This window comes from Rhizobium sp. BR 317 (assembly GCF_047445835.1).
Classification (GTDB): Bacteria; Pseudomonadota; Alphaproteobacteria; order Rhizobiales; family Rhizobiaceae; genus Rhizobium; species Rhizobium paranaense.
In genome coordinates, this window is sequence record NZ_JARWLB010000016.1 from 109019 (window position 1) to 131112 (window position 22094).

Annotated in this window: 24 protein-coding genes and 3 pseudogenes; 16 read left to right on the plus strand and 11 right to left on the minus strand. The window is 57.1% G+C overall.

Annotation, left to right across the window (positions count from 1 at the left end; translation table 11 throughout):
• Positions 1-168: 168 nt before the first annotated feature.
• Positions 169-507 carry a DoxX family protein gene (locus tag QD357_RS23030; protein WP_414125113.1) on the minus strand — a complete coding sequence of 113 codons (339 nt, stop codon included), beginning with the start codon at positions 505-507 and terminating at the stop codon, positions 169-171.
• Positions 508-554: 47 nt separating this feature from the next.
• On the opposite strand from QD357_RS23030, the gene QD357_RS23035 reads away from it, so the two are divergent.
• Positions 555-956 (plus strand): TetR/AcrR family transcriptional regulator C-terminal domain-containing protein, encoded by a 402-nt coding sequence (locus tag QD357_RS23035; RefSeq protein WP_414125114.1) that lies wholly within the window; start codon positions 555-557, stop codon positions 954-956.
• A 203-nt stretch (positions 957-1159) separates the two neighbouring features.
• Here QD357_RS23035 and ftsZ read toward each other — a convergent pair whose 3' ends face one another.
• From ftsZ to QD357_RS23050, 3 genes are all read right to left on the minus strand, one after another.
• On the minus strand, positions 1160-2164 hold the full coding sequence (gene ftsZ, locus QD357_RS23040; protein ID WP_414125115.1) for a cell division protein FtsZ: 1005 nt from the start codon (positions 2162-2164) through the stop codon (positions 1160-1162).
• Positions 2165-2226: 62 nt separating this feature from the next.
• Complete coding sequence (fabF, locus tag QD357_RS23045) at positions 2227-3525, minus strand: beta-ketoacyl-ACP synthase II (RefSeq protein ID WP_414125116.1); 1299 nt, start codon at positions 3523-3525, stop codon at positions 2227-2229.
• Positions 3526-3707: 182 nt separating this feature from the next.
• The gene (locus QD357_RS23050; RefSeq protein ID WP_183940453.1) at positions 3708-4295 is read right to left on the minus strand and encodes a TetR/AcrR family transcriptional regulator; all 588 of its coding nucleotides are present in this window, start codon (positions 4293-4295) and stop codon (positions 3708-3710) included.
• Positions 4296-4394: 99 nt separating this feature from the next.
• Here QD357_RS23050 and QD357_RS23055 point away from each other — a divergent pair, with 99 nt between their 5' ends.
• Genes QD357_RS23055 through QD357_RS23065 form a run of 3 tightly spaced genes read left to right on the plus strand, consistent with a single transcriptional unit; the run spans position 4395 to position 9407 of the window.
• Positions 4395-5516, plus strand: coding sequence for an efflux RND transporter periplasmic adaptor subunit (locus QD357_RS23055; RefSeq protein WP_414125117.1), 1122 nt, complete (start codon positions 4395-4397; stop codon positions 5514-5516).
• Positions 5513-8623 (plus strand): efflux RND transporter permease subunit, encoded by a 3111-nt coding sequence (locus QD357_RS23060; RefSeq protein WP_414125118.1) that lies wholly within the window; start codon positions 5513-5515, stop codon positions 8621-8623. The genes QD357_RS23055 and QD357_RS23060 overlap by 4 nt, the downstream gene beginning before the upstream one ends.
• 25 nt (positions 8624-8648) lie before the next feature.
• Positions 8649-9407, plus strand: coding sequence for a TetR/AcrR family transcriptional regulator (locus QD357_RS23065; protein ID WP_414125119.1), 759 nt, complete (start codon positions 8649-8651; stop codon positions 9405-9407).
• Between the two features lie 114 nt (positions 9408-9521).
• Here QD357_RS23065 and QD357_RS23070 read toward each other — a convergent pair whose 3' ends face one another.
• Positions 9522-9968: a PaaI family thioesterase gene (locus tag QD357_RS23070; RefSeq protein ID WP_246451589.1), complete on the minus strand. Its 447-nt coding sequence runs from the start codon at positions 9966-9968 to the stop codon at positions 9522-9524.
• A gap of 388 nt (positions 9969-10356) precedes the next feature.
• On the opposite strand from QD357_RS23070, the gene QD357_RS23075 reads away from it, so the two are divergent.
• Complete coding sequence (locus QD357_RS23075; protein ID WP_414125120.1) at positions 10357-11166, plus strand: oxidoreductase; 810 nt, start codon at positions 10357-10359, stop codon at positions 11164-11166.
• Positions 11167-11495: 329 nt separating this feature from the next.
• Here the strand turns inward: QD357_RS23075 and QD357_RS23080 are convergent, their stop codons facing one another.
• The 4 genes from QD357_RS23080 to QD357_RS23095 form a co-directional block, all read right to left on the minus strand.
• Complete coding sequence (locus tag QD357_RS23080) at positions 11496-11732, minus strand: hypothetical protein (protein ID WP_183940460.1); 237 nt, start codon at positions 11730-11732, stop codon at positions 11496-11498.
• Between the two features lie 45 nt (positions 11733-11777).
• The gene (rpsU, locus tag QD357_RS23085) at positions 11778-12020 is read right to left on the minus strand and encodes a 30S ribosomal protein S21 (RefSeq protein WP_183940462.1); all 243 of its coding nucleotides are present in this window, start codon (positions 12018-12020) and stop codon (positions 11778-11780) included.
• 29 nt (positions 12021-12049) lie between these two features.
• Positions 12050-12331 (minus strand): cold-shock protein, encoded by a 282-nt coding sequence (locus tag QD357_RS23090; protein ID WP_183940464.1) that lies wholly within the window; start codon positions 12329-12331, stop codon positions 12050-12052.
• 106 nt (positions 12332-12437) lie between these two features.
• Positions 12438-12647, minus strand: coding sequence for a cold-shock protein (locus QD357_RS23095; RefSeq protein WP_075852595.1), 210 nt, complete (start codon positions 12645-12647; stop codon positions 12438-12440).
• A gap of 523 nt (positions 12648-13170) precedes the next feature.
• Here QD357_RS23095 and QD357_RS23100 point away from each other — a divergent pair.
• The 3 genes from QD357_RS23100 (at position 13171) to QD357_RS23110 (ending at position 16440) form a co-directional block, all read left to right on the plus strand.
• The gene (locus QD357_RS23100) at positions 13171-13332 is read left to right on the plus strand and encodes a hypothetical protein (protein WP_183940466.1); all 162 of its coding nucleotides are present in this window, start codon (positions 13171-13173) and stop codon (positions 13330-13332) included.
• A gap of 396 nt (positions 13333-13728) precedes the next feature.
• Positions 13729-15132 (plus strand): ATP-binding protein, encoded by a 1404-nt coding sequence (locus QD357_RS23105; RefSeq protein ID WP_414125121.1) that lies wholly within the window; start codon positions 13729-13731, stop codon positions 15130-15132.
• A gap of 247 nt (positions 15133-15379) precedes the next feature.
• Positions 15380-16440 (plus strand): IS630 family transposase gene (locus tag QD357_RS23110; RefSeq protein ID WP_414125122.1). Its coding sequence is split into 2 segments (ribosomal slippage): positions 15380-15872 and positions 15872-16440, totalling 1062 coding nucleotides; the frame shifts between segments, so codons are not numbered across the junction.
• Positions 16441-16542: 102 nt separating this feature from the next.
• Here the strand turns inward: QD357_RS23110 and QD357_RS23115 are convergent.
• Positions 16543-16686, minus strand: coding sequence for a hypothetical protein (locus QD357_RS23115; RefSeq protein ID WP_183940471.1), 144 nt, complete (start codon positions 16684-16686; stop codon positions 16543-16545).
• 209 nt (positions 16687-16895) lie between these two features.
• Between QD357_RS23115 and QD357_RS23120 the strand changes: the two genes are divergently transcribed.
• The 8 genes and pseudogenes from QD357_RS23120 to QD357_RS23155 form a co-directional block, all read left to right on the plus strand.
• Positions 16896-17105 carry a cold-shock protein gene (locus QD357_RS23120; protein ID WP_183940473.1) on the plus strand — a complete coding sequence of 70 codons (210 nt, stop codon included), beginning with the start codon at positions 16896-16898 and terminating at the stop codon, positions 17103-17105.
• A 170-nt stretch (positions 17106-17275) separates the two neighbouring features.
• Positions 17276-17416, plus strand: a pseudogene (locus tag QD357_RS23125) (DUF6481 family protein); the annotation flags it as partial.
• Positions 17417-17438: 22 nt separating this feature from the next.
• A complete protein-coding gene (locus tag QD357_RS23130; protein WP_183940474.1) occupies positions 17439-18473 on the plus strand; it encodes a fatty acid desaturase in 1035 nt (344 codons plus the stop codon).
• 59 nt (positions 18474-18532) lie between these two features.
• Positions 18533-18856, plus strand: coding sequence for a hypothetical protein (locus tag QD357_RS23135; protein WP_183940476.1), 324 nt, complete (start codon positions 18533-18535; stop codon positions 18854-18856).
• Positions 18857-18923: 67 nt separating this feature from the next.
• Entirely contained in the window at positions 18924-19244 is a 321-nt protein-coding gene (locus tag QD357_RS23140; protein ID WP_414125131.1) for a YkgJ family cysteine cluster protein, read from the plus strand.
• A 115-nt stretch (positions 19245-19359) separates the two neighbouring features.
• On the plus strand, positions 19360-19602 hold the full coding sequence (gene rpsU / locus QD357_RS23145; protein WP_183940626.1) for a 30S ribosomal protein S21: 243 nt from the start codon (positions 19360-19362) through the stop codon (positions 19600-19602).
• Between the two features lie 70 nt (positions 19603-19672).
• Entirely contained in the window at positions 19673-19897 is a 225-nt protein-coding gene (locus QD357_RS23150) for a hypothetical protein (RefSeq protein ID WP_414125123.1), read from the plus strand.
• 859 nt (positions 19898-20756) lie between these two features.
• A pseudogene (locus tag QD357_RS23155) lies at positions 20757-20948 on the plus strand (IS110 family transposase); the annotation flags it as partial.
• Positions 20949-21470: 522 nt separating this feature from the next.
• Here the strand turns inward: QD357_RS23155 and QD357_RS23160 are convergent.
• Positions 21471-21905 (minus strand): annotated as a pseudogene (locus QD357_RS23160) (IS110 family transposase); the annotation flags it as partial.
• Positions 21906-22094: the final 189 nt, after the last annotated feature.

Here is a 22094-nt window from a genome sequence, read left to right on the forward strand (position 1 = left end):
GGCTCGAGTTTCGAAGAGAGGCCAGGAGTGGCCGCATAGCTAGAATGCTGTAACTCCCGTCGCGCGCCTCCTCCCCCCGAAAGCGGAGGTCGGCTGCAGCGAAACGGTAGCAGCTCTCACTGCCGCCGTTGTATGACATCAATGGCCGCGATATTCAGGATTGCATCCTTAGGCCCAGAACTGCAGCACGGCTGCATCCGCCAGGATCACGAAAGTAAAGCCAATCGCCGGGGCGAGATGCTTGAAGCCCTCGCGTGCCTTGATCAGTGTGCCCAGCGCAGCGAGGATCAAAAGCGTCAGACCGACGAGCGCGATGGTTCGCTCGGATGGAAGCAGCAAGGCTGCTGCCCCTGCTATCTCCAGACCCACCGTCAACAGACGCCACCCTCTAGGGTAGCCCCAGCGTTGAAAGTCCGCTTCGGCATTGCCGGCATTGATGACGTTGACCAGGCCTGCGACGGCGAACGCCAGCGCAACGATCCCGTTCAAAACCATGGCGATGCTCATAGCGGAGATCCTTCCGTCGGGTAGGGACGCATCTGTTGTAGGACCTCATGCAGATTGAGCTCATCCCGGTGCTCGACGAACCGACCGACTTCGACGCGCCAGATATCGATCGAGCGCATGGTAATTTCACTACAGCCCTTCTTGAGCCGGACGCGCTTGCGCTCTATCGCTTGATCGTCGCCGACGGATGGCGTTTTCCCGCTCTGTCTACCGTGTTTGACATGTCCGGCATGCGCGTTATTCGGCGACGCATAGCCGCGCTACTCGAGCCTGGCGCAGTCCCTTCCAATGAGTCACTGACAATTGCCGGCGGGATCGTGGCGCTAGCACTAGGGGACGCCTATCAGCGCGCTATCATGGGCATCGTCGAAGAGGGAGATGCCGAAGTGTTTGAACACCAAATCGAAGCTGCCATTGCTTACGGGCTTAGCCGCCTTACCCCTTCTTGAACGTCCGCTAGCACCATTCGACTGTCAGAACCTGCCAGTTCGCTACCGGCCCCCAAATCGGTCATTCCAAAGCCGATGTCGCGACTGAGGGATTCAGACGGATAACAATTTGTGCCAATAGGGTCGTCGGTTCGAGTCCTTTCGACTGCAATAGAATCGAATGCTACACGACTTCAGGCTTCATCCCGGCGATATCAAGAGCGTCATGCTCTCCGTTCCGAAAGAGAGATCACTTCTGCCGGTTGCCGCAACCCGGTTGCAACGACAGAAACCCTCAGTCGTCCTTCAAGTTCTCCGTTGAATGTCGCGCCGACGACTATGTTTGCCTCAGCATCGACCTCCTCGCGGACACGTGTGGCCGCCTCGTCAACGTCAAAGAGCGTCATGTCCGGCCCGCCGGAAATGGAAACGAGCAGCCCCCTCGCTCCCCTGACAGACGTATCGTCGAAAAGCGGATTGGCAATCGCTGCCTCTGCGGCGACTCTGGCGCGGCTGTCCCCCGCCGCTTCGCCCGTGCCCATCACCGCTCGACCCATATCGCGCATCACCGACCTTACGTCAGCGAAATCCAGATTGATCAACCCTTCTTTGACGATCAGATCGACAACGGAGCTGACGCCCGCGTGAAGAACGCGATCGGCCATTTCAAAGGCGTCGGCGAAGGTTGTCTTGGCATCGGCTATCCGGAAAAGGTTCTGATTGGGAATTACGATCACCGTGTCGGCGCTTTCGCTGAGACGCTCAATCCCCTGCCGTGCCGTCCGCATTCGATGTGTACCCTCGAAGGTGAATGGCATGGTGACGACACCGACCGTCAGCACGCCTGCCTTCCGCGCAGCCCGAGCGATGACGGGCGCTGCGCCTGTTCCAGTCCCGCCTCCCATGCCCGCGGTGACAAAACACATGTGCGTTCCGGCCAGGTGGTCCATAATCTCGTCGATCGATTCTTCCGCTGCCGCCTGTCCGATCTCGGCCAGAGATCCGGCGCCAAGTCCTTCGGTGACCGCCAGGCCAAGTTGGATAAGCCGCGGTGCCTTTGACGTCGACAGAGCCTGGGCATCGGTGTTTGCAACGATGAATTCTACCCCCTCGAGATTTTGCGCGATCATATTGTTGACAGCATTGCCACCGCCGCCGCCGACGCCAATGACGGCAATCCTTGGTTTGAGGTGCGTTATGTTCTGGATAGTAACCTCCGTCGGTTTCATGGAAGGTCAGCTCCTGGGCAAAGATAGAGGTTTCATGATGCTGCGAAGGTGGTGATGAACCATCAGCCGATGGAGGATGTCCGACGATTGCTTTCCGTCGGCCAGCGTCGAAAAAGTGCGCTGGCGTTAACGCCGCCAAAACCGAAGCCGTTGGATATCGCGTATTCAACGTTCAGGCGGCGGGCTTCATTTGCGACGAAATCGATGCCGTTCGCCTCAGGATCTGGCGTATTCAAGTTCAGGGTCGGTGGTGCGACTTGGTCCCTGAGCGCCAAAATCGTGAAGATGGCTTCCAGCCCCCCGGCCGCGCCAAGCAGATGTCCGGTTGCTGATTTCGTTCCACTCACCGCGACAGACTTTCCGCCGCCAAATAGACCCTTGATAGCCCTAATTTCTCCGAGATCTCCCACCGGTGTCGAGGTGGCATGCGCGTTCAGATGACCCACGTCGTGAGGGGCCACGCCGGCTTGCGCGACGGCAAGCTCCATTGCTCTGCGCGCTCCGCTTCCGTCTTCGGGACCGGAGGTGATATGGTGAGCGTCGGCTGTCGTGCCGTATCCGACGAGTTCGGCGATCGGGGTGGCACCGCGCGCAAGAGCGTGGCTCAGTGCTTCGATGACGAGTATGCCTGCCCCTTCGCCCATCACAAAGCCGTCACGCGACGTGTCGAAGGGGCGCGACGCATTGCTCGGTGTTTCGTTGAAACCGGTCGACAGCGATCTTGCCGCGGCGAAACCGCCAAGGCTGACGATGTTCATGCAGGCTTCTGTTCCGCCGCAAATGGCAATGTCGGCTTCATTGGATCGAATAAGCCTGGCGGCATCGCCGATAGCCTGAACGCCGGCAGCGCATGCCGTCACGGGTGCACCGAGGGGGCCTTTGAAGCCGTGGCGGATTGAGACTTGCCCGGCTGCGAGATTGACGAGGAAGGACGGAATGGTGAAGGGCGAGAGGCGGCGTACACCGCGTTGATCGACGGTGCGGACCGCCTCGGTTATTGCCGGAAAGCCACCGATGCCGGACGCGATGATCGTCGCGGTTCTCAGCCTGTCTTCATTCGAAGACGGCCTCCAGTTCGCTTGCGATAGTGCCTCTTCCGCGGCTGCCAGCGCGAAAATGATAAACCGGTCGACCTTGCGTTGATCCTTTGGCGGCATGATCGCATCCGGATCGAAGCCTCCCTCGGGGTCTTCGGCGAGAGAGGGGACCACGCCTCCCACTTTCGAAGGCACATCCCCGACCACATCGTCACCCAGGCGCCGAATGCCGCTTTTGGCCGCCAGTAGCCGCGACCAGGAAATATCAACGTTTGCTCCAAGGGGGCTGACAGCTCCCATACCTGTGACAACAATGCGACGCATCTGCTTTCCACCTGTCTTCGCATTAAAAAATAGGCATACAATCGTCGTCCCGACCCACAATGGGTCAAGGCCCGTTCTCAAAACATGCAGCTTACTCAAAGACCTAAGACGCTTTCACCCGACTCGGACGCAGCTGAAATTTCGGCCCATGTTCCCGCCGGATACTTGAACCCGACAAGCTCTCAGGCAACATCATCACGGTTGGCGATACGTCTGACTTCGCCACTGGCCGCGTCGAGCACGCCTTGTGACAAGCTCTCGTCCTCGATGATGCGGGACAGCGTCACGGCACCCACCATCAAAGACAGTATCGCTATCGCCTTGTCGCTAGGACCTGCGGTGTTGGCGTCACCCATTAGTTCGTCCAGCACCTCGAAGTGAGCTCGAATACCATCCTCAAACGGGCGCCTGACCTCTCTGCTTTGCCGAGCCGCATCCGCTCCCAGCGCCACCAGGGGACAACCTTCCGCCTTTTCTCCTCTGTGATCCTTGGAGAGATAGAATGCCATGACAGCTTCCAAGGGATCGGAGGTGTCTGCGGCCGCGGTCGACCATCGTCTTGTGGCGCTTTCCAGTGCCCGCCTCGATGCAAGGGCGGCAAGATCGTCCTTCGACGCGAATTGTTTGTAGAACGCTCCCTGCGTGAGGCCGGCGCCCTTCATCAAGTCCTTCAGCCCAATCCCATCAAATCCATGCTCCCGGAAGAGCCGACTTGCCGCGTTGATCACCGCTTCGCGATTTGCCTCTGCCTGAGCCCGACTGACTCTCATATCGATCTCCATTTAGATTTCACTTGACATCTATAGCACGATTAGAGTTAGATCGCAATCTAAAATAACCGCTGCACCCGTCAACAAGGGTCAAATGACATGAACCGCAAAATTCTCCTCGCCTCCGTGGGCATACTGGTGGCCGTTGGCGCCACTGCGTTCGTTCTCCTTGCCGAATCTTCGGAAGGAAGAGCACAAGCCGCAGACCCCCGCGTCGCGCCGACGCTCGTCAGTTTGGTGGATGCAAAGAGGCCAGATACCGCTGTGCGCACGTTCACCGGTACGATTGCCGCTCGTGTGCAAAGTAATCTGGGATTTCGGGTGCCCGGCAAGATCATCGAGCGCTACGTTGACGTCGGCCAGCAGGTCAAGGCGGGTCAGCTCTTGATGCGCATTGACGAGACCGATCTGCGCCTGGCGCTTGTCGCAAAACGCAATGCGGTCGCTGCGGCTCAAGCCGTCCTGACCCAGGCGCAGGCTGACGAGAGACGCTACGCTGCCTTGGTGAAAAACGGGTTGGCCGCCGCTTCTCCGCAGCGCTATGAACAGGCAAAGGCAGCACTAGACACGGCAACCGCCCAATTTGCCGCAGCGCAAGCCGATGCAAGCGTCGCCGAAAACGCGGCGACTTACTCGCTGCTGATCGCCGATACCGATGGCACCGTCGTCGAAACACTTGGAGAGCCGGGGCAAGTGGTGACCGCGGGACAAACCGTAGTCCGGCTTGCCCAGGCCGGGCCTCGTGAGGCGTTGGTCTGGCTTCCGGAATCCGTTCGTCCGCAGATCGGAGACATTGCCGAAGCCAGCATCTACGGAAGCGAAAACCGGCAGGACAAGGCGCGGCTTCGGCAGATCTCGGATGCCGCCGATCCGCAAACCCGCACCTATGAAGCACGCTGGGTTCTGGATGGCGCCGCAGCCTCGGCCCCACTCGGCGCGACAGTCACCATCAAAATCTCCAACGATACCGGCCAGGCGCATGCGGTGGTGCCGGTCGGCGCTGTTTTTGACGACGGCAGCCGAACTGGCGTGTGGGTCTTTGACGAAAAAACGTCGACCGTCCACTTCCGCCAAGTGAAGGTCGAGAAGATGGGTGAGGAGGTCGCGGTGGTTTCCAGCCTCAAGGCGGGCGAGCCCATTGTCGCTCTTGGGGCGCATCTCCTGCAGGACGGCGCGAGCGTCCGGACCACGACAGAACAAGCAGAGGCGGCCAATCAATGAACCTCAATCTATCCGCGCTCGCGGTCCGCGAGAGAGCCGTTACGCTGTTCTTCATCGTCCTGCTTGCCGCCGCCGGCGTGTATGCCTTCGCCAAGCTCGGACGGGCGGAAGATCCTTCGTTCACCATCAAGACGCTGACCGTGACAGCCGTATGGCCGGGCGCCACAGCGCGTGAGATGCAGGATCTTGTCGCCGAGCCTCTCGAGAAACGCCTCCAGGAGCTAACATGGTACGACCGCGTCGAGACGACCACGCGGCCGGGATACGCCTTTTTGACCGTCACGCTGAAGGACAGTACACCACCCACGGCGGTCGAAGAGGAGTTCTATCAGGCACGAAAGAAGCTTGGAGACGAGGCGCGAAACCTGCCCCAGGGCGTCTTGGGTCCCTTTGTCAACGACGAGTATTCCGACGTTAGCTTCGGTCTTTATGCGCTAAAGGCCAAGGGCATGCCGATGCGCGATCTTGTGCGGCAAGCCGAGGTGATCCGCCAGGACCTTCTGCATGTGCCCGGCGTCAAGAAGATCAACATTCTCGGAGAACGGCCCGAACAGATCTTTGTTGAATTCTCCTTTGCCAAACTGGCGACCCTCGGAATTTCGGCGCAGGACATCGCGGCCGCCTTGCAGCGGCAGAATACCGTGACGCCGGCAGGATCGATCGATACACGCGGCCCGCGGGTGTTCATCCGCTTCGATGGCGCTTACGACAGCATCCAGGCGATCGCTGACACGCCGATCGTCGCGGCCGGACGCACGCTGAAACTCTCAGATTTTGCGGAAATTCGCCGCGGCTATGAAGATCCGGCCACCTATCTCATCCGTCACAATGGCGAACCGGCCATCATGCTTGGCGTGGTGATGCAGCAGGGCTGGAACGGCCTGGAACTCGGCAAAGCGCTGGAAGAAAGATCCGGTGCGATCGCACAGACCTTGCCGCTCGGCATGACGCTCGCCAAGGTCAGCGACCAGGCTGTCAACATCCAGGAAGCCGTCGGCGAGTTCATGCTGAAATTCGCCATGGCGCTCGGCGTCGTGCTGTTCGTAAGCCTCATCAGCCTCGGCTGGCGCGTCGGTATCGTCGTCGCCCTGGCCGTTCCGCTCACGCTTGCCGTTGTCTTCCTCATCATGCTGGAGACTGGCAGATTCTTCGACCGCATCACGCTCGGCGCGCTCATCCTGGCGCTCGGTCTTCTGGTCGACGATGCAATCATCGCCATCGAGGTGATGGTGGTGAAAATGGAAGAGGGAATGGATCGCATCAAGGCGGCCGCCTATGCGTGGAGCCATACCGCTGCCCCCATGCTATCTGGTACGCTGGTGACGATCATCGGGCTGATGCCGGTCGGCTTCGCGCGCTCGACCGCCGGCGAATATGCCGGCAACATCTTCTGGGTGGTGGGCTTTGCCCTCATTGTCTCCTGGATCGTCGCCGTGGTCTTCACACCCTACCTCGGCGTCAAGATGCTGCCGGCGATCAAGCCGATCGATGGTGGCCATCACGCCATCTACGACACGCCGAACTATCGCCGCCTTCGTGGGATGATCGCATTTGCGGTGCGGCACAAGTTCGTCACCTGCGCGGTGGTCGGCATCGCTATGGGTGTGTCCGTCGTTGGCATGGGAGCGGTCAAGCAACAGTTCTTCCCGACATCGGACCGTCCCGAAGTATTGGTGGAGGTCCGCTTACCCGAGGGCACCAGTATCGAGACGACCACGGCGACAGTCGAGAAGCTCGAAGGATGGCTGCAGAAACAGCCCGAGGCAAAGACCGTCACGAGCTATATAGGGCAGGGCGCTCCTCGGTTCTTCTTCGCCATGGCGCCGGAATTGCCGGACCCGTCCTTTGCCAAGATCGTCGTGCTGACGCCGGACGCCGAGACGCGCGAAGCGCTGAAGCAGCGTCTCCGCGCCGCCGTCTCGGAGGGGCTCGCTCCTGAAGCCTATGTGCGTGTCACGCAGCTCGTATTCGGTCCCTACACACCGTTCCCGGTCGAGTTTCGCGTCATGGGACCTGATCCCAGGAAATTGTACGAGATCTCCGAGCAAGCCCTCGACATCATGAAGGGCGTGCCGGATGTCCGTCAGGCCAATCGCGACTGGGGCAACCGCACGCCGGTGCTGCGCTTCGTTCCTGACCAGGATCGGCTGAGCCTGATCGGCCTTTCGCCGGCGGAGGCAGCCCAGCAGATGCAATTGCTGTTGAGCGGCATTCCGATCACGCAGGTTCGCGAGAACATTCGCACTGTGCCCGTCATCGCGCGCAGTGCCGGCGAAAACAGGCTTGATCCGTCACGACTGGCAGACTTCTCGCTGATGAGCCGAGATGGCAGGCAGGTTCCACTCGATCAGATCGGTCATTCCGAAGTCCGGTTTGAAGAGCCGATCCTGAAAAGGCGTGATCGAACGCCTGTCATTACAGTCCGCTCGGACATCAACGAGGCGACACAGCCTCCGGAAGTCTCGCAACAAATTCTGAAGGCGCTTCAGCCGCTGATCGCCTCGCTTCCCGTCGGATATCGTATCGAGATGGGCGGAAACATCGAGGAATCCTTAAAGGCTAATATTGCCCTCATTCAGATCTTCCCGGCGATGATTGCCGCAATGCTGATCGTCATCGTCTTGCAGGTCCGTAGCCTTTCGACGATGACCATGGTCATGCTGACGGGACCTCTTGGTCTTGCCGGCGTTGTTCCCGTCTTGCTTATCTTCCATCAACCGTTCGGCTTCAATGCCATTCTCGGACTGATCGGTCTCGCAGGAATCCTTATGCGCAACACGTTGATCCTCACTGAACAGATCAAGGAGAATAAGGCAGCCGGTCTGGACGACTATCACGCCGTCATCGAGGCGACGGTGCAGCGGACACGTCCGGTCATGTTGACGGCACTTGCGGCCGTCCTTGCCTTCATCCCTCTCACCCATTCGGTATTCTGGGGATCGATGGCCTACACGCTGATTGGCGGGACAGCAGTTGGGACCGTAATGATCCTGCTCTTCCTTCCCGCTCTTTATGCCACCTGGTTCCGCATCAAGCCGACTGAGGGAGCAACACACCATACGGAGCAAAATGCTTCGGAACTGCAACGCGCTATGGCTGCGGAGTGACATCATGTTTAGGATGTGTACGGACGTGACCGCCCCGGACGCGAAGGAGAAAACGAACCGTTCAGCATCGATGGTCCGGGATGCTGAGTGGATCCCTGATCGACAGAAACCGGAACCTCAGGAACGAGGGCCTTATTCCTCAGCTTCGGATGAAGCAATTTTAGAGGAAGGACGTGATCGGATCCTGGATATTGCGGAAAAATACATTCGCCGTATCGGTCATCGCAAGACAACTGTTGCAGACATTGCGTCCGACCTGGGTACAAGCCGAGCGAACGTGTACCGCTTCTTTCCCACAAGGGCGGCAATCAACAATTCTGTCTGCGCGCGTATCGTCGAAAAGGTCACCGAAATTGCGTTCTCTATCGCACGGACAGACGCGGCGGCGAGTAAAAAGCTTGTTGAACTTTTGAACGTCTTTCACCGGCATAGCAGAATGACGCTGATGGAAGAAAGACCCATTCACGAGCTGCTTGTCGCTGCTGCGAACGAAAATTGGCCATCGATGAATGCGCATGATGAGCGAATCCGCGCAATCCTGGACACGATTATCCGTCAGGGTTTGCAAGCGGGTGAGTTTCAGGTGGAAGATGCCGACTATGCCACACGGGGAGTGATCACCGCGTTCTTGCCGTTCTTCCACCCCGTTTTGCTTGAGCAATGTGTTCAGGAGGGGAAGGGCACGGCTGGAGCCGCACACGCGCAAATCCGGTTCATCATGCGAGCTCTCGGCAAATCTGACTGGCGGGGTGCCGAGGCTTCGGAAGCAATGCCAAGCGCCTAAATTCTGTCCCGACATCCTGATCTGTATATACGAAGGGATTCACGGCAGCAGGCGAAAGCCTGACACATGCCGCCGCCAAATTCCATGTCAGTTTCGAAACCAACTGCTCGAACATCACAATCCGGGTCGAACGATCAGGCAGGTTGACGTGCCGTGAGCGTAGAGCTTGCCTTGGGAGTTCTCGATCCTGCCGTCTAAAGTGATGACTGTCCGACCGCGAGAGATCACCTTTCCGGTGATCCTTAATTCGCCGCAGTCGACAGAAATTGGACGTACAAATTTAACCGAGGTTTCTTGCGAAGGGCAAACTTCGCCGGACATCAACGTTGTTTGCGCGGCAAGCGACATGGACGTGTCGAGCATCGTCATGATCCATCCGCCGTGGACGGTATTCATCACATTGAAAAAACGCGCCTCCGGCCTGGCGAGAAGCTCAACGTGACCTTCGTCCGGCGGAAGAAGTGTGAATGGCAACAGATCCGCCATCGGCGGTCGAGGGAGGGTTCCTTGCGAGAGGCCCGTCACAAACTCGATACCATTCATCAGCGTAGTGTCAGGCAAGGAACCTCTCCTCTTTGCTCGATCGTCAATCATAGCGCGCCAACCTCGTGGCCGCCTCGAACACAATCCGACGCGGTGGTGCTAAGCAAGTTGGCCATGTTGCAGCGGTCACCAATCGACCGAGCAACAATCCTTCCCCGGGCAGCTTCAGCCGTTGCGGCCGGACCCCGGCACGGGCAACCGCGCCACTCCAATGAAAGTACTCCAAAAACAGCCGGCACTTCATTTTATATGTTGATCGACATCCAAAATCAAGTTAGATTGCGATCGAAATCTAATCGGAATACTTTGTGAAGCAATATGCGGGATCTCCATCTGACAAAGGAACAGATAATCCAATCCCGCTGAAAGCTTCCCAGCACTCGTTCGCACAACCTCAGGAGCATGCATGTCCAATCAGAAAGTCGTCGTTATCACCGGCGCATCATCCGGAATAGGCGAGGCCACCGCGCGCCTTCTCGCACAAAATGGCTTCAAAGTGTTTGGGGGCGTACGCAACCCGAACCGCGTCAATTCAATCCCTGGCGTTCGCTTCGGAACCGTTGACGTCAACGATGACACATCGGTTGCGAACTTTGTGGAATGGGTTCTGTCCGAAGCGGGTAAAATCGACATTCTGATCAATAATGCCGGCGTTTCGCTGGTCGGCCCCGTCGAGAACACCTCAACCGCGGAAGCGCAAAGAGTATTCGATACCAACGTGTTCGGCCCGTTGCGTATGATGCGTGCTGCTCTACCCTCCATGCGAGCCGCCCGGAGCGGGCTCATCATCAATGTCAGCTCGGTTTTGGGCTTCCTGCCTGCACCGTTCATGGGACTATATGCTAGCAGCAAGCATGCGCTTGAGGGGCTGTCGGAATCGCTGGACCACGAAATCCGCGAGTTCAACGTCAGGGTTGTGCTGCTCGAACCCACCTTCACCAACACGAAGCTCGACGTAAATGCGGCACATACAGAGGCCCCCTTGGGCGTCTACGAAACACAAGCGTATGCGACTATCGAGACGGTCCAGGCGCAGATCAAGTCAGCGCCTTCGCCGCAGGCGGTTGCCACGAAAATTCTGGCTGCGATCAACGGTCCGTACCGCATGCGTCAACCGGCGGGCGGTCAAGCGACGCTTCTCAGCCGCTTACGCAGATTCATGCCGGCGAACGCGGTCGACAAGAGTTTGCGCAAGACATTCGGCTTCGGAAAGTGAAGTTCTGCCGAAGCTGTCAAACGTCGCCACTTGCGGTCATGCGGCCCGCAAGTGGCTAATTTAGTCTTGTCGGAAAGCCTATCTGCCATGGCGGAGTCTCAATCATCGCTGGCCAGAAGCTAGCGCGAGTTGGGCATTGAGCCGATCATGAAGTTACTAGCCAAAAATCGTGTCGTATTTATCGGCTAACCCTAATAGACATATAACTTTTTTGGGTTTGAAATCACAAACTAAAAGCCACACGGGCTGTGGCCATTAGCTACCAATTTCAATTGAAGCGCTAATCTGAAAATCTGACGGGCAATTTTACCCAACGACTTTCAGGTGGGTCAGGAGGGGAGCGCAGCCGCGCTCGGGCAGCGCCTATTCCTTCCCGCTCTTTTTTTCGACTTCGATGCTGGTTCCGTCTCTTGCGCCAATCGGAGCGCACGAAGCCTATCCGTTTTTTTCTGCCGCGCAGACGCCTCATCAGCCAGGATATCCTTGGCAATCGACGTCGTCTGCTCGGACTTGGTCTGTGCTGACAGTTTTTCAGGATTGAACAGGTTGTCTTTCGTCTTTGTCATGCTTCCTCCGTTTCAGCAGGGGCGTTTTCCAAAAGACGGTGAACGTCAGCGACTTCGCGCTATGACTTTCTTCTTCGGCGCCGGCAGCAAGCCTTCACGCTGAGCCTGCTTGCGGGCAAGCTTTCGGGCACGGCGGACCGCCTCGCCCTTTTCGCGAGCGCGCTTTTCGGACGGCTTTTCATAGGCGCTGCGGGCCTTCATTTCCCGGAACACGCCTTCGCGCTGCAACTTCTTCTTCAGGACGCGAAGCGCCTGATCAACGTTATTGTCTCTGACCAGAACCTGCAAAATTTCTCCTTGCTCAGCTCGCGCTGTGTTTATTTCTTGGTACGGATTGAATTCGAGTTGATCCAGCTCGATTTCGATGCTTGCGGTATCTCGGCTTGCGCTGGCAAAAGCGACGATGGCGAGGCCTCAACGTCGATATCGTCCTGACGGATACTCCGCTCGAAATTCTCATTCTGGAAGCGGATGCGATAGTGAACAACGCCCTGTGAGACCGGCATGACAGACACGACGCTGCCAGCGGATTGGACGTTTCCAAAAATTCCAGGCTTCAGGACGATGTTGTCGCCCGGCCGGTAACGACCACGTGTCATGTCGTTCTCCGTTCGAAATAAAAAAACGAAAGGCCGGGACGTATCCCGACCTTCCTCGGTCATGGAGCGCGCCAGTACATCTGTGGTCGCGCGAAGCCGTGACAAATTATGCGGCTCGAAGATTGTCAGCCGAGCTCTTGCCAGACCGACGGTCCTGTACGATGTCGTAAGTGATCTTCTGGCCATCGTTGAGCGAACGCATGCCGGCGCGCTCTACAGCCGAGATATGGACGAAGACGTCCGTGCTGCCATCATCAGGCTGAATGAAGCCGAAGCCTTTGGTGGAGTTAAACCACTTCACAGTACCAGTGTTCATAACGATTTCCTTTCAAAGCAATCGTTGTTTGTTCCGCGATACCTTGCGGAGTTAGATCGATTATTTGGAAGGAAATCTGACGAGAGCGCAGCGGCTCTTGAGCGACATCTCAAGCAATGGTCGATAGTCTTACCATAGGTTCAATTCGAAAATTTGGCAACAGAGGCGGTCAAATGACAAATCTCCGCGCCCGGCGATGCTCGGAGCCGCCGCTCCTAGGCGCAGATCTTCGATCCAATCCGGCAAGTGCCGAAATTCGCCGACGTCCATAAAGTGGCGAAGATCCTCATCAGGGCCCCATCGATCCTGACAGAGATAGAATAGCCATCGTGCGCACACGCGTAAGTACGCAACGGAAAGCGCCCGTAAATTCGGCATTAGGTAGCAAAGACCACCAAAAGCGATTTATGTCGCTGAACTAAAACGATATTTCTGCTCAAATTTCCGGCATTATGGAGCAGTCGCCGCAAGATTCCGATGAGGGCTGATGTCACCTCCTGAGGGTGCCTCGGAAGTGCTGTGTATGGTCGACGTTGTAGACGAGTTGAAAGCGAAGCTGGTCGAGATCGATCGCCAGGTGGAAGAGCTGCGGCGCGAGATCGCCGTTCTCGATGATCGGAAGGCGGCGCTCGAAAAGGTGATCAAGGTCTACGAACCCGGCTTCGAAGTGGGCGCGTCGCCTTAGAAGACCCGCCGCTCCTTCTCACGCGAAACGACAAGCGGCCGCGTCACGGAACTTCTCAAGGGCAAGAACAACCGTCAGTGCTCGACATCCTTTGACGCCTCAGGGCCGACACGCCTCGCTCAGGCCTCAGACTAAGGGTGGCGGCGGATTCCGAGCGGCATAGGCTATACCGTCGATTGATGATCCTTGGCCTGCTGCCTGCAGAAAAATCGGCAACCTGAAGAAGGTCAGGGAGAGCCCGTAGCGCGCAGGACTTGACAGAAGGGATCGTCACTAAGATAATCACGAGTAAGGTAATCACGATTAAGGTAATCACGATTAAGGTAATCACGATTAAGGTAATCATGATTAAGGTAATCACGATTAAGCTAATTATATTTACCAAAAGGAAGGCATATGCAGTTTCTAGGGCGCGAGCGCGAACTCAAGCTGGTGCGGAGCGAATTGGATTCGCAACGACCTTCCCTCATCATCGTATTTGGCCGACGGCGGATCGGCAAGTCGCGCTTCCTTCGGGAGGCCGCCAAGAATCGCCCGGAAATCTATTTTCAGGCGACCCGCGTCTCATCCCTTTTGAACCTGGAGCAGTTCAAATCCGATGTCGGAAAGGCAATCGGGTCAAAGCCACAGCTCGAAGCCCTGTCAAGCTGGGAGGGGGTGCTGCACTATGTTGCCGAGCGTGCCGTCGAGCATCCGGGATTGATCGTCACGATCGACGAATTTCCCTATCTGCTTGATAACGAGCCAGCGCTGCCATCGATCGTGCAGAAATTCTGGGATTCCGGCGCGCTTGGTGAGGGGGCGATGAAACTGATCCTTTGCGGCTCTGCCATTTCTCAAATGGAAGACCTGCTGGCGGAACGGAACCCGCTTTACGGGCGAAAAACCCTGTCGCTCGACATGAAGGCCTTGCCCCTTGTCGATGTCGCCAAGTTTTTCCCGGAGTACATGGCCGACGACATTATCAGAACCTATGCGATTTTCGGCGGCATTCCCTATTATCTTCAGCTTTGCGACGCTCAGGAGCCGCTCCGCAACAACGTCATCAAACTCTTGCTCACGGAGACAGGCACGCTGATCGACGAACCGAACACGCTGCTTCAGACCGAACTCAGAGAACCGTCCTTTTACTCAAGCGTTATTGCGGCGGTATCTAACGGCTGCAACACCAAGTCGGAGATCGCAAACCGACTGGGTGTCAAAGCAGACGGTATTGGACCGTACCTGGCAAAACTGCTCGCGCTTGAATTGATCGATAATTCGAAATCGCTGGATGCCGACGAAAAGGGCAGAAATCGCCGCTATCGCGTTGCAGACAGCCTGATGTCGTTCTGGCATCGCTTCGTGCGACCAAACCTGAGCGCGATCAGCAGCGGGTTTGGCGGGGAGGTTTACGACCGTGTCGTGGAGCCTCGGTTTTCCGAATATATGGGGATTGCGTTCGAACCGATCGCCCTTCAATTTGCAAGGCTTCATCTGCAGGAGGTCCTTGCGGTGCCGACGCAGGAGGTTGGCCAGATCTGGGGACACGCCGATTTCGACATCGATGTCGCGGGGCGATTGTTGGATGGTGCATTTTTCTATGGCGAATGCAAATGGCGATCGCGCGTGATCGACCTTGGCCACGTCCGATTGTTGCGCGAGCGATCCGAGAAAACGACTTACGGGGAAGGAGCGACGGGCAAGCACTACCTGTTTTTCAGCAGAAGCGGTTTTTCAAGCGATGTCGAGAGTTTGGCGAAAGAAGACGAGCATCTGCATCTGATAACCCCCGAAACACTGGTAAAGCCGCGCCGGTAGAGGCGACAACGTGGCCGCATCGCCACTCCTAACGCGCCGCCTGACGCAACTCCTGAACAGGCGATTGCCGTCAGGTAGGCAATCGCGGCCATACGTTTCAGGTGCTCGGAAAGGCACTGTCTCGCCCGACGTCACGCTATCTGTGCGCGCATTGCCCCGCAATTATACCGCGTCCCGTTTAACTTGACTCTTTGGCCTTCCCAAAACGCGGTGAATCTGAATCTCTGGAGCAAACCGGAGGTCTGCGATGCGATCAGGGATTTCATTGCGTGAGGATTTTGACGGAGAAGGTCTGCGGCGGCTGGCGCGGCAGACGAAGGACGCCGCCCAGGCACGACGTTTGTTGGCGCTCGCGTCGATCTATGACGGAGGCTCGCGTTCCGATGCCGCCCGTCTCGGCAATGTCACGCTCCAGATCGTTCGGGACTGGGTCATGCGCTTCAACGAGCGTGGTCCCCAAGGCCTGATCAACGGCAAGGCTCCCGGTCCGCAGTCGCGATTAAACGATCAGCAGCGTGCGGCCTTGGCACAGGCCATCGAGCGCGGACCGACGCCCTATCTTGACGGCGTTGTGCGTTGGCGTCTGTGCGATCTGGTTCAATGGCTTTGGGAAGAGTTTCGCATCTCGGTGAGCGAGCAAACGCTGAGCCGTGAGGTGCGGGCCATGGGCTATCGCAAGCTGGCCGCACGGCCCAAACATCACGCGCAAGACCCCCAAGCCATTGAGGAATTTAAAAAAAGTTCCCCGCCGCGGTGGCAGAAATTGCCGCTGGAGCGGCACGAGGCAAGCAAATAGAAATCTGGTTCGAGGACGAAGCTCGCATCGGTCAGAAGAACAAGATCACGCGCCGCTGGGCCAAGCGCGGAACGCGACCTTCAGCGCCGCATGATCAACGCACCAGATCGGCCTACATCTTTGGCGCAATCTGCCCGAAGCTCGGCAAAGCGGCAGCGCTGGTCATGCCGTGGTGCGACACCTACGCGATGACGCAGCATCTGGCCGAAATCGCCCGTCATGTCGCCGATGATGCCCATGCCATCCTCATCATGGATCAGGCGGGATGGCACATGTCCAACAATCTCGTCGTGCCCGAAAACATAACGATCCTGCCGCTCCCGCCGAAATCGCCAGAGTTGAACCCGGTCGATAACCTCTGGCTCTTCATGCGCGAGAATTGGCTCTCGAACCGAGTCTTCAAATCCTACGACGATATCGTCAATCACTGTTGCGACGCATGGCGAAAACTCGAAAGTCAGCCCTGGCGCATCATGTCCATCGGACGCAGAGAATGGGCCAATGCGTTCTGATCAATGAGAAGCCGTATTAGCCGTCGATAGGTCGGCTTTAGCAGTAATGGCCACATCCGCACGGCGTTCTTTCAGGTAATCGAACGCGGCATCGTTGATCGATCAAATCCCGTTTGTGATGGCGATATCGGCCGCGGGCAGGGACGTCTCGCTGCAAATGATCTTGACCTCGCCAGCTTCCAGGCCGGCAAGATGATGTTTTGCGCGCTCGATCTGGCACAGCAGCTTGCTGCGGTGATCCAGCAAGTATCCTTCTGTACGGCAAATTTACAAGAGTCAAAACAAGAGGTAGACGGCGAAGGTCGGCTTGTGTATTAGATAGCGCTCGATACTTTGTTTGCCGATATTTGTTTTGGCTGCGCTTAGCGCCTCTTGATCAACTTCCCTTTCAAAAGTCGAAACACCGCCGTGCGCCGCCCGGAGGGACATTAATTTTTGCTATGAAAGGGTTCGTTATGACCACTGGCACGGTTAAATGGTTCAACGCCGCAAAGGGCTTTGGTTTCATCCAACCTGACGAAGGCAGCGCCGACGTTTTCGTCCACATTTCTGCCGTCGAGCGAGCTGGAATGAGCTCGCTCGCTGAGGGCCAGAAGCTTCGGTTCGAGCTGGAGCGCGATCGCAAATCGGGCAAGATGTCCGCCGGTCAGCTTCAGGCTGCTTAAAGCTCTTATAGCCGCCATGACCACGGATGTACTGGCGTGGCGGGCAAGGGCATTTGAAGGCCAGACAGACGTCTGGCCTTTTTTCGTGCGATAAGATCTCGCCCGGTAATCGTGCGGATTGCAACAAGGCCTGGCGCTTGCTGGCCTATGGCGCCAAGAAGGACAATCTATTGAGGCATCTGAACGACAACAGCTTCGCCGAACGCCGCAAGACTACGGATAATGCCTAGCGAGAGCTTTTGACGAAATTTGCGTCTGCGGCGAAACTGACCGATCCCGCCATGCAGCAAAGTTTTGCCGCCCGCGCGGCAGTCACAGTAGGAATATCAATCCATGAATGTTCGTACCCATGCGACTGAAGCGCGCTTCGACGATGCCGGTGCCTGGCTGAAAATTCTCGCGACATACAGGCGGCCTCACGTGGGGCGCAGCGTGTTCGAGTTGATCATTACGATCGTACCATTCGCGCTCTTCTGGAGTGGGGCCTATATCTCCATCGTTCAGGGTTTCTGGCCGGGACTTGTCCTGATTTTGCCGGCTGCTGGTTTCCTGCTCAGGCTCTTCATGATCCAGCATGACTGCGGACACGGATCGTTCTTCGCGCGGCGGGGGGTCGATACCTGGATAGGGCGTACGCTCGGCGTCCTGACCCTGACACCCTATGATTACTGGCGACGCGCGCACGCGGCCCATCATGCCTCGGCCGGCAATCTCGACCAGCGAGGCGTGGGCGACATTTCCACGCTCACGATTTCCGAATATAACTCCCTCTCCTGGTCAGGGCGTCTTGCCTACCGTTTGTATCGCCATCCATTGGTCATGTTCGGCATTGGGCCGGCCTGGCTCTTTCTCTTCAAGCAGCGTTTGCCTTTCGGGATGATGAACTCGGGCGCGTTGCCGTGGATTTCCACGATGGCCACCAATTTGGCGATCGCGATCCTGACCATCATGATGGTTTTGCTTATTGGACCGGTACCCTTTGTGATGGTCCATCTGCCGGTCGTGCTTCTCGCGGGGGCGGCGGGTGTTTGGCTCTTCTATGTCCAGCATCAGTTCGAAGAAACCCATTGGTCTCGGACCGGAGAATGGAAATTTCCTGAAGCCGCCCTCCACGGTGCATCGCACTACGATCTGCCGCCGGTGCTCCGATGGCTGACGGGCAATATCGGCCTCCATCACATACACCATCTTGCAAGCCGGATTCCTTACTACCGGCTGCCGGAAGTTTTGCGCAACCATCCGGAACTGGTCGATATCGGCCGCATCACGCTGTGGCAAAGCCTCCGGTGCGTCCGGCTCGTTCTCTGGGACGAAAAGAGCGGCAGGCTCGTTTCCTTCTGCGATGCTGCGCAGGCAGAAACGCATTAATGACGTTCAACAAGGAGCGTCGCTACAAACTCACCCGTGTTTAGGATCGAAATTTGAATATGAGCGCGAAGACTACCACGAACGCAATCCCTTTGAACATCACACTCACCCCGACCGAGATCAGGGCCCTGAAGCTCGCAAGCGATGGCGACCTTTATCCTCAGGATGCGAAGAGGTGGACGCATCTCAATGCCACTGTCACCTATGCAAGATCTGACCGCTTCAAGGAGCGCCCGATTAAGGTGAAGTTCGTAACGACGACAACCCTGGAGCAACTGCGAGACTACGGGCTTCTACGAAGCCTTGAGCCCGATATTGGTTCCTCAGAACCGGTCCATGCCATAACGATGGCAGGCAAGATGTGGCTTCTGAAACACAAGTGACACTGGAAGCAGACGGCAGAGCCATTCTCTGTCGGTCGACGTTGGGAGTGTTTATTTAATGAATCCTATGACCTCAACACCCGACATTGACTGTCAGACATGCGGCGCTTGCTGCGCGTATTCATCTGATTGGCCCAGGTTCACCACTGAAAGCGATGCTGCTCTCGAGTTGGTTCCAGCCCACTTCGTCGCCAAAGATCAACGAGGGATGCGGTGTGAGGGCTCACGCTGCTCTGCGCTTTTGGGCCGTGTCGGCTCGCGGGCATACTGTCTCGTCTATGATGTTCGGCCCGACGTTTGCCGGGCCTGCATGCCGGGCGACCATGCCTGTATGATCGCGCGTGACGCGTTCCTACTCAGGGCAGATCATGCCCTCAAAACGAAATAGCAAAGCCTAAATTAGGTCCTATGCGAGAAGTGCGTTCTCTCACACAGGCAAAGCACTCTAAGTGGCTCAATTCAAATGCAATCGAAATCAAAAAACGCCAAGCAAAGGAGCAATCTTGCGAGTAGATGTAAGAGATAATAACGTCGATCAGGCGCTTCGCGTTTTGAAAAAGAAAATGCAGCGCGAAGGTCTCTTTCGAGAAATGAAGGCCCGCAGCGCTTATGAAAAGCCCTCGGAGAAACGCGCGAGGGAGAAAGCCGATGCGATCCGCCGGAGCCGCAAGCTCGCCCGCAAGCAGGCGCAGCGAGAGGGCCTTCTGCCTGCGCCAAAAAAGAAGGCAATCGCAAGGGCGCGGTGAGCGTACCGTCCTTGCTCGCTTTCTGCCCATACGCCGCGCTCGATAGGATCTATCATCTCAGAGGTACTACATGACTGCGACAAAAGACCGTTTTTTCAAATCGGCCATAACCACCGCCGAAACGAAATTGGCGCAGACCGACGCCAACGCACGCGAGATCCTCGATGCAGAGGCTGCGATCAGGGCTAAAAAGACGGAGAGACTTCGTGCACTTCGTTTGGCTCAAGCTGTGGTGGAGAGCCCAAAAAAGACGAGCCGCTCCAAACCGGGTTCGGCAAGAGGTCCCAAAGCGTAGCAACCATGAGCGCGAGCTGCCGGCTTTTAAGCTACAGCCAGCGCACCTATGTGCATGGCACCGCAGGTCGTCTCCATCCCTCGTGTGACGATGGATGGGCGCCTCCCTCGAATGAAATCTACTATGATCCATTGCTTGCGCTGTTCTACATGCGTCTGCTTCCGACTTCTGCGAGCCGCATGACACGCCCAGGGCTTGGCTCTCCGCCAAAAGCACTCGAGGCGTGGAAAGGGATACGCAAGAACGACAAATCAAGAAGAGGATGGGGCCGCCTGCTGAAAACATAAGTGAAAGCTAAATTAATAATTTTGATAATTTATTATAATTTTCCAATATTCCGTGCTATGGTTCGCCTTCTCTAGAAAATAATTACAACAAGGTGAGAAAATGAAAAACGTTATTTTTTCCAATGCTGCGCGCCGTTTGACGTGTTTAATGATCGAGACGTCTGTTTTGATCGCTGGCGTGGCCGCTATTCTCATCGTCGGCCTTCCGTCCGTTCGCCCTTGGCTGTGACTATGTCCAAACGTGCAAAGCGCTTCAGGTGCCCGATCCGGGAGAAGACCGATACCGTCTTCCGCAAGATCACAACTGGCGACGTTGCCGGCAGGCTTGAAACGGCCGCGCTTCTCAAAGCTCTAAGAATCGAGAGGGAACGGCCTACACGATCCCAGACCGCGCACTGAACAATGCGTAAGTGTGAAGAAGAGTTTGCGGCCGATCTGGCCGCAACTGCCTCAGGGAAGGTGAGTATCGATTTCGATAGGCCGGATCGCGACCTGAGAGGACGATTTCCCGATCTCGCAGAGGGCACATCCCGTTTATGCCAAGGCAAACCAGCTCCCCAAGTAAGGAGGGTCTATCCTGGCTGTGGTTGCGGCATCAGCCGGATTCGGCGCTGACGAAATGGTTCAAGGCACGCGTGGAGCGTAATGGCGGGCGCATGAAGAAAACGGCCATTGTCGCGCTGGCACGCAAGCTGCTGGTGGCGCTTTGGAAATACGTGAACTCCGGGGTCGTGATCGAGGGCGCCAAAGTGAAAACCGCGTAGCATCGACACGACTTCAATCTTTCTGAAATCTACCGGGGCCCCTCATGAACCCCGGCGGATCCGGGTGACGAACCGGTATGAGGCATGGCTGAAATGCCGTTATAAAGAATGGTCTCGTCCTCCCGGGCTCAGTCCGCCGCAAGCGGGAAATTGGTACAGCCGGCAATCGTCGGCCGCCGGATGTGAGTTTGATCAGGCTTGGCGAAACAAGCCGTGTCACGCGGTATTGAGCCCGAACTCGGAACCAAATTTGGGAGATGCGCGCAGTCTACTGTTCCCGCGCGTGTCTCCCCATGACCGCCCGCTAAGCCGCTCGCTCGCTTCGGCGCGATTGGGGGCGCGCAAGCGAGCGGCTTAGCTACCGTAGATTTAAACTGTCCCACGGGACGCGACCCGATTTTTTAAAGGAATGCCGGGATGCAATAATCAACTTGACACTGAGTGTGCCCATGTGGGTCTCATTGCCTTCGGAGAGCATACAATCCAAATCAAGCTCGAATCTTCGCCGGCCCGCCGGGAAGATCACCCCCCGTTCCAGCAGGATCGCCCGCAACTGGTTGAGTAGGTTCGTTCGTTCGGCTACGAGGCGCGAACGCACCCGATGCAACGTCTGGATGTCTAACTGCTCCTGGCTCTTGAGTTCGACGAAGCGCATTGTCGGTCGTGAGGCGGCCTCGGCGATCCCCCCTCGGCATCGCGGTCATCATTCTTCTGCGCTTTGATATATGGGCGAACGTATTCCGGCGACATCAACCGGATCTGGTGGCCTTGCACCATAAACAGGCGTCCCAGATGATGCGCACCGCAGCATGCTTCCATTGCGACCACACACGCCGGAAGCTTCGTCACACAGTCGATCAGCGTCTGTCGGCGCATTGTTCGACGAACGACCACCGCACCGGCCGCATCGACGCCAACTATGCTGCAAGAGTTCTTGCCCAGATCAAAACCGAGGATAGCGAATAGACATTCGCTGGTTCCTTTCTCTTTCCCGATATCAGCATCCTACTCGATGCTGGGTGAAAGGGCGGGCCATTCCATAAACTTCGCCATTGCGCGAAAATGGTCGATCGCCTGTTTGTCCCGGCACGCAAAACCGACACTCAAGGCCTCATACGCTAAAGGCCTGCACTCATTTCCGGGGCG